Here is a 6,378-nt window from a genome sequence, read left to right on the forward strand (position 1 = left end):
AAAATCATGCCGGTGTGATTTTAGATATACATAAAGGAGATTGTCAGATGAAATTTAAACGTCTTGGAAAACTTTTAGCGGTGGGGGTTGCCTCTGTTTCGATTCTTGCTGCTTGTGGTAATAGCGAAAGTGATACGACTTCCGAAGCAACTGCTGAAACTAAACCTGAAGTACAAAAAGTTAAGGTGGCTTTTGCCCAAGCTGCCAAACCAATTACATATGTGGATGAAAACGGTGAGCCTGCAGGATATGATGTGGATGCCATGAAATTGGTTGACGAATACTTAGAAGACTATGAATTTGAATTTGTTCCAACAACGGATGAAGACCTGTTTATTGGTGTAGAGCAAGGGAAGTATGATGTTGGGGTGAAAAACGCCTTCTTCACTGAGGAACGGACAGAAAGCTTCCTTTACCCGCAAGAATTTATTGGGTTAAGTAGCGCGGGCTTGGTGTTAAAAGCAGACAAAGCGGATGTGAAAAATTTAAGTGATTTTGCTTCAGCTAACTATACATTAGCTCCAATTGCAGCGAGCAGTGCCCAATATACAATCGTTGCTGATTATAATGAAGCAAATCCAAACAACCAAGTACAGCTTGAAGCAGGGGAAGAATTTAACCTTGACGTCATTCAATGGGTAATTGAAGTTCGTGTGGATGGGGCCATTACAATCGAAGCCATTTATGCAGCTCAAGTATTAAATGAAGAAGGTCCATACTATCAATTCAAAGATGACCTTGTGTACAATGAATTTTCGGTTATCAAAACATGGCCACTCTTCAATAAAAAACATACAGAATTTGCGGCAGCTTACGATCAAGCCATCGCTGAAATTCGCGCGTCTGGTGAACTAAGTAAACTGATGGAACACTATTACGGAAAAGATTTATATCCTTTATTGAATAACTAATACTTTCAAGAATTCATTTTAATGTTACGTTAAAATGGATTCTTTTTTTATGTAAAATGAAACCAAAAATGGCTTTGCTTTGTCTAACAATCACTTGGGAGGAGGGGTTACTTGGAAAAAGAGGTGAGAGACCAATTGCTTATAGAGGCCATGGATACATATGGACATTATTTAAAGCGAGTTGTCTTTGCACTAGTTAAAGACGAGCAAAAAGCGGAGGATATTGTCCAAGAAGTGTTTATTCAATATTACATAAATCTTGAGAAATTTGAATTTCGTTCGAGTGTGAAAACGTATTTATATCGCATTGCTATTAATCTTTGCCGCAATTATTTTAAAAGTTGGTCGTCTCGAAAGTTGGAATTCTCGAATTTTGTTCAGCAATCATTTATTTATCGCCAATCTCCAGAGATGGATCTTATAACGAAAGAATCCAATAGCGCGATTGGAGATATGATTCAAAAGTTGCCTTCCAAATACCGAGAAGTCATTTGGCTCTACTATTACGCACAATTTTCAGTGGCAGAAATAAGCGAAGTTTTAAACTGCTCACAAAATACGGTGAAAACACGGTTGGCAAGGGGAAGGAAGTTAGCAAAATTGAACTTTGAGGAGGTTAGTGACGATGGAACGAAATGTTAGAGAGGACTTGGATGCACTCATTCCAAAGTATATTTCTTTATCTGAAAAAGAAAAAAAATCAATCATTTCAGAGGCAAATCATCGTTTAGTTGGAAAGCGGAAGAAAAGAATCTTTGTTCAGCCAGTACTCGTTACTGTTGCGATGTTGTTTTTAATCGTGCTAATTGTTCCATCATTCCTAAGTTCATCGTCCCCCTTTACTCCTGAAAAAGTGACGATTCCTGATCATGAATACGACGGGTTAATTAATGCACTTTACGTGGACTCTACCAATGAGCTCATTTTCACAGATCATCAGGATATTTACTCCTTTAATACAGAACTAAATGAGAAAAGTGTACTGATGGATTCTAACGATACTGTAATTTATGATTTTGCGGCAAGTGAAAAGTGGTTAATTTGGCATGATATTGCTTCTTTTGAGTTGAATATATTAAATCGCCAAACGGAAGAAGTTTCTAAAGTAAAAGGAATCTCTGCGCATGATTTATTAATAAAGGACGATACGCTTATTTACATGCCATTAAAAGGTGGGGAAGCTGAACATTCATACAAAAAGTTAGATTTAAATACGTTGGAGGAGACGACACTTCATGTATTAACGGGAGTTGGATCTAGTAGTAAATCAGCTCTAAATAATGAGTTTGTTGTAATTCCTGAAGCTTTTCGCAATGATACGGGAGAATACTATACTAATTTCTTTCTTTTCGATGTGGCGACAGGGGAACTAATTGATAAATTTTCCGCACCTTTTGAACATGCTAGAGGGGTAACAATTACTGGGAACCGAATTTATGCACAGTTTTCCAATGGAGATGAAGCATCTATTTTAGGGTATTTTAATATAGTAGATGGGGAGTTTGCTCAATTGGATGTTCCATTGTTTGGAGATTATGCAATTTATGAAAATACTGTTGCATTAAGTTTACCTAAAGGATCTTCCAACACGGTGAAATTATTTGAGCTTCAAGAAGATGGGGTTAAACCTTTATCTACATTAAATGCTATAAAAGAACGATTGGTAGTACCTCGTTTTACACGTGAAGGGACATTAATTATTAATGGAGAAAGCGCGGATTTTTCGATGTACTTAATTCAAACAAAGGAATAAAGTTGCTTTATAATGTTAGGTAAGTAAATGGTTAGGGGGATTATAAATGGGAAAAGAAGCGTTAATTATTGTTGATATGAGCAATGATTTTGTTGCAGATGATGGCAGTTTAACAGCAGGAAAACCAGCGCAAGAAATTGTACCGTATATTGTGGAGCAGGCGAATGAATTTTTAAGCAATGAACAAATTGTTGTAGTGGCAATGGATGCTCATGAAGAAAATGATGCACACTTTGAGTTATGGCCACCTCATAATGTTGTTGGTACAAAAGGGCAACAATTATACGGTGATTTATTCTCTTGGTTGAACGAGCATGAAGCAAATCCAAATGTTCTTGTCCAGTCGAAAACAAATTACAACGCCTTTTTCAAAACAGGTTTAGCTGAAAAGTTAAGAGCATTAGATGTTGAAAAAGTTCATGTTGTTGGGGTATGCACGGATATTTGCGACTTTTTAACTGTGGCTGGTGCAGATGCGGAAGGCTTTAAAACCGCAATTCACAAAAAAGGCGTTGCGACTTTCACAGACTTAGGTGATACGTTTATTAACCATATGAAAACGTGTTTCTTTACGGAAATTATTGAATAGAAATAAATTTTAAGCTTCGTTACTCGTAAGGTTACGGAGCTTTTTTTCATGCTGCAAGTTTTTACTTAACAAAAAGTCAATCGTCTCCTGTGTTTCGGCTAGCGTAACACTTAATCCATCAAACTTTTTCTCAAGACGTTCGAAACGTTTCTCCATCTTATTTTCAAGTTGCTCTATTCGGTTTTCCAATTGATCCATCCGACTTTCCAATCCGTCTATCCGGTCTTCTAATCGATCCATTCGAGTATCCAATGAATCAAATCGAGCTTCAATCTTTGTTGAAAATTGATTTAACGCCTTTAAAATTTCCTGCAATTCAAATTGCCCCATTTTAATCACTCCTTATTTTAAAGAATAACATGTCCATTTTAGGAATAAATATTTACGGAACATTTGTTCTTATTTTAAATCGTGTAAATATACTTGTCAATATTATTGTGTTGGTGTCAGTGAAAAAATAGTGTGCCAATTTTTCCTCCAAATTCCCCAGAAAACACCTCTTGCCGTCTCAGTCGTCTCATTTTAAAATGAATCAAAGAACAAATGTTCGCATACACTACATTATACAGTTGGAGGTGTTGTAATGAATGAGAATGCGCTAAACATCAGTACGAAGCATACAGATCAATACAGCATCTATGAAAAGGCACCGAACAAGCCAGTTATGTGTATTGATATGCGCTGCTTTTATGCGAGTTGTATGGCAATGTTAGAAAATCTAAATCCCTTTGAAGTACCGATTGCAGTTGTAGGGAATTTTCAACAAAAAGGGAGTGTTGTGCTAGCTGCATCGCCACCAATGAAAAAACGTTTTGGCATTAAAACAGGCTCCCGTCTTTATGAAATTCCGAAACACCCTGATATTAAATTATTCGAGCCGAAAATGGAGTTTTTTGTTCGAATGTCTATGGAAATAACAAACTTAATTAATCAATTTGTGCCGAAAGAAGCGATTCACGTCTATAGCATTGATGAAAGCTTTGTGGATCTAACAGGAACGGAAAAACTATGGGGTTCTCCTGAAGAAACGGCTAAATACATTCAACACTGCATTTACAACCAATTTCAAATACCAAGTGCAGTAGGAATGGGGCCAAACATGCTTATGTCAAAGCTTGCGTTAGATTTAGACGCAAAAAAGGATGGTTTCGCCAAATGGACCTATGATGACATCCCCGAAAAACTGTGGCCAGTTGCACCTCTTTCTGAAATGTGGGGAATTGGACGTCGAACACAAAAAACATTGAACAACATGGGCATTTATTCAGTTGGTGATTTAGCCCGAACAGACTTAAAAACGTTAGAAAAGCGTTTTGGTATTATGGGCAATCAACTATATTACCATGCGTGGGGAATTGATTTGTCTCCTCTTGGTGCACCCCTTGCAGAAGGGCAAATCAGTTTCGGTAAAGGCCAAATGTTGATACGAGATTACCGGAGCCGTAGTGAAATCCTAGCTGTCATTTTAGAAATGTGTGAAGACGTAGCAAGAAGAGCGAGGGAAGCTTACCAAGTAGGTAGAACAATTTCCCTTGGTGTCAGCTATAGCCGCGATGCTTTTGGAGGCGGTTTTTATCGTGCCCGAACAATCGATGAACCGACAAATGATACAATGAAGGTCTATAAAGTGTGTTGGGAATTACTAGATGAATTTTATGCAGAGCGTCCAGTGAGACAGATTACTATTAGTATTTCAAATTTAGAATCGGAAAATTCAATGCAACTTAGTTTATTTGATGATAAAAAGTGGAAAAGACGCAAGCTAGGAGCGACAATGGACTACTTACGTGCGAAACATGGAACGACGGCTATTTTGCGCGCGGTTTCTTATACAGATGCTGGTACTGCTGTTGCTCGCGCTCAATTAGTTGGTGGTCATAAAAAGTAGCCTTATATAGGAGATGTCGCAAAACAGAAGAATGATTTCGAGGTGATAACATGATTCGAGACCGTGGGAATATTAAATGGAATGCAATGATGTTGCCAGAGCATGTTAAACTATTGCGTGAATGGCATGAAAAGGATCAGTACGTAAAAAAACCAGAACTTGACGAATGGGCATTACAGGAAATAAGTGAACAATTGCGAATTGCTTATACAAATAAAATTGAAGTCGAATTAAATATATGGAAAGAAAAGCACATTTCAAAAGTAACAGGAAAAATAGCGAAACTTAACGTAGAAAATGCACTACTTTACTTAGAGGATGGTCGACAATTTCCGTTTCAATCTATTTTTGGTGTTACGTTTATTACAGTTGACTAACGGTGGGTTGCACTATGGATGGGAGCGTATCAAAGGGAGCATCGATGGAACTTAAAAAGGAGACGGAATTAGCGATTCATACTTACGTAATTTTAGAATTAGCTATAAAATCAATTGAGCATGATAAAAAACTGTTCGATTCGTTTCAGTTTAAACGGTCGTACTTGCCTTTAATGGATCAGTTTTTGGAAAGCCTCACTGAAGAATTTAAACAAACGTCAAAAAGGCTCTATAAAGAAGGCATTAAAAAAGAAACATATCAACGGATTAATAACGAAAAATGTTTATATACGTTCTTATATAGAGGGGAAGTTATTCCGTTTGTTTATCAAAGTGTTGACTTGAAAAATCAAGTAGAACGAAAGATTGAAACGTTTTTAAAAAAATCATGAACACAAATTCCTCTCATTACAATAGAGTGGAATTTTTATATTTTAAAAACGGAAAAAAATATCGAAATAGTATTGACTATAATATCGGGACGGTGATATTATAAGTGAGCTGTCGCGAAATATGACACAGCTTATGATAGAAAATAAAAGTTGTTGACAATGTTGAATTGCGATGATATATTTTAATTCCTGTCGCTTTTATGACTTATAGCTAAAAGTATTTTAAAATAGTTATTGACAAAAAGAATGCTATCTTATAAAATATAATAGCTGTCGGTAAAACGGTAGTGAAAATGAACTTTGAAAACTGAACAACAAAACGTTAATGAATATAATTTCTCATTAATTTGAGAAATAACATTTTGACATCAATTTTGATGCCAGCAAATTTGAGCTTTATCAAATTCTTTTATGGAGAGTTTGATCCTGGCTCAGGACGAACGCTGGCGGCGTGCCTAATACATGCAA

The 6,378-nt window shown here is 36.5% G+C and carries 8 protein-coding genes and 1 rRNA gene; 8 read left to right on the forward strand and 1 reads right to left on the reverse strand.

Annotation, left to right across the window (positions count from 1 at the left end; all coding sequences use genetic code 11):
• Window positions 1-47 precede the first annotated feature (47 nt).
• The 4 genes from CRO00_RS11055 (at window position 48) to CRO00_RS11070 (ending at window position 3,253) form a co-directional block, all read left to right on the forward strand.
• Window positions 48-911: a transporter substrate-binding domain-containing protein gene (locus CRO00_RS11055; protein WP_097073725.1), complete on the forward strand. Its 864-nt coding sequence runs from the start codon at window positions 48-50 to the stop codon at window positions 909-911.
• Window positions 912-1,022: 111 nt separating this feature from the next.
• Window positions 1,023-1,553 (forward strand): sigma-70 family RNA polymerase sigma factor, encoded by a 531-nt coding sequence (locus tag CRO00_RS11060; protein ID WP_237658389.1) that lies wholly within the window; start codon window positions 1,023-1,025, stop codon window positions 1,551-1,553.
• A complete protein-coding gene (locus CRO00_RS11065) occupies window positions 1,537-2,664 on the forward strand; it encodes a hypothetical protein (protein ID WP_097073726.1) in 1,128 nt (375 codons plus the stop codon). Before CRO00_RS11060 ends, CRO00_RS11065 begins: the two co-directional genes overlap by 17 nt.
• A gap of 46 nt (window positions 2,665-2,710) precedes the next feature.
• Window positions 2,711-3,253, forward strand: a complete 543-nt coding sequence (locus tag CRO00_RS11070) for a cysteine hydrolase family protein (RefSeq protein ID WP_097073727.1) — start codon at window positions 2,711-2,713, stop codon at window positions 3,251-3,253.
• Between the two features lie 9 nt (window positions 3,254-3,262).
• Here the strand turns inward: CRO00_RS11070 and CRO00_RS11075 are convergent, their stop codons facing one another.
• Window positions 3,263-3,583 (reverse strand): hypothetical protein, encoded by a 321-nt coding sequence (locus tag CRO00_RS11075; protein ID WP_097073728.1) that lies wholly within the window; start codon window positions 3,581-3,583, stop codon window positions 3,263-3,265.
• Window positions 3,584-3,836: 253 nt separating this feature from the next.
• Between CRO00_RS11075 and CRO00_RS11080 the strand changes: the two genes are divergently transcribed.
• The 4 genes from CRO00_RS11080 to CRO00_RS11095 all read left to right on the forward strand — a co-directional run.
• On the forward strand, window positions 3,837-5,141 hold the full coding sequence (locus tag CRO00_RS11080; protein WP_202615658.1) for a Y-family DNA polymerase: 1,305 nt from the start codon (window positions 3,837-3,839) through the stop codon (window positions 5,139-5,141).
• Window positions 5,142-5,191: 50 nt separating this feature from the next.
• Complete coding sequence (locus CRO00_RS11085) at window positions 5,192-5,518, forward strand: YolD-like family protein (RefSeq protein ID WP_097073729.1); 327 nt, start codon at window positions 5,192-5,194, stop codon at window positions 5,516-5,518.
• A 14-nt stretch (window positions 5,519-5,532) separates the two neighbouring features.
• On the forward strand, window positions 5,533-5,910 hold the full coding sequence (locus CRO00_RS11090) for a YhjD family protein (RefSeq protein WP_097073730.1): 378 nt from the start codon (window positions 5,533-5,535) through the stop codon (window positions 5,908-5,910).
• Window positions 5,911-6,318: 408 nt separating this feature from the next.
• Window positions 6,319-6,378, forward strand: a 16S ribosomal RNA gene (locus CRO00_RS11095); the annotation flags it as partial.

It is taken from the genome of Ureibacillus xyleni (genome assembly GCF_900217795.1).
GTDB lineage: Bacteria > Bacillota > Bacilli > Bacillales_A > Planococcaceae > Ureibacillus > Ureibacillus xyleni.

What these genes read in the sequence shown, in the direction of transcription:
- CRO00_RS11090 (WP_097073730.1), top strand. Translation starts at nt 5,533, where the DNA reads ATGGATGGGAGCGTATCAAAGGGAGCATCGATGGAACTTAAAAAGGAG.
- CRO00_RS11055 (WP_097073725.1), top strand. Translation starts at nt 48, where the DNA reads ATGAAATTTAAACGTCTTGGAAAACTTTTAGCGGTGGGGGTTGCCTCT.
- CRO00_RS11065 (WP_097073726.1), top strand. Translation starts at nt 1,537, where the DNA reads ATGGAACGAAATGTTAGAGAGGACTTGGATGCACTCATTCCAAAGTAT.
- CRO00_RS11085 (WP_097073729.1), top strand. Translation starts at nt 5,192, where the DNA reads ATGATTCGAGACCGTGGGAATATTAAATGGAATGCAATGATGTTGCCA.
- CRO00_RS11075 (WP_097073728.1), bottom strand. Translation starts at nt 3,583, where the DNA reads ATGGGGCAATTTGAATTGCAGGAAATTTTAAAGGCGTTAAATCAATTT.
- CRO00_RS11080 (WP_202615658.1), top strand. Translation starts at nt 3,837, where the DNA reads ATGAATGAGAATGCGCTAAACATCAGTACGAAGCATACAGATCAATAC.
- CRO00_RS11070 (WP_097073727.1), top strand. Translation starts at nt 2,711, where the DNA reads ATGGGAAAAGAAGCGTTAATTATTGTTGATATGAGCAATGATTTTGTT.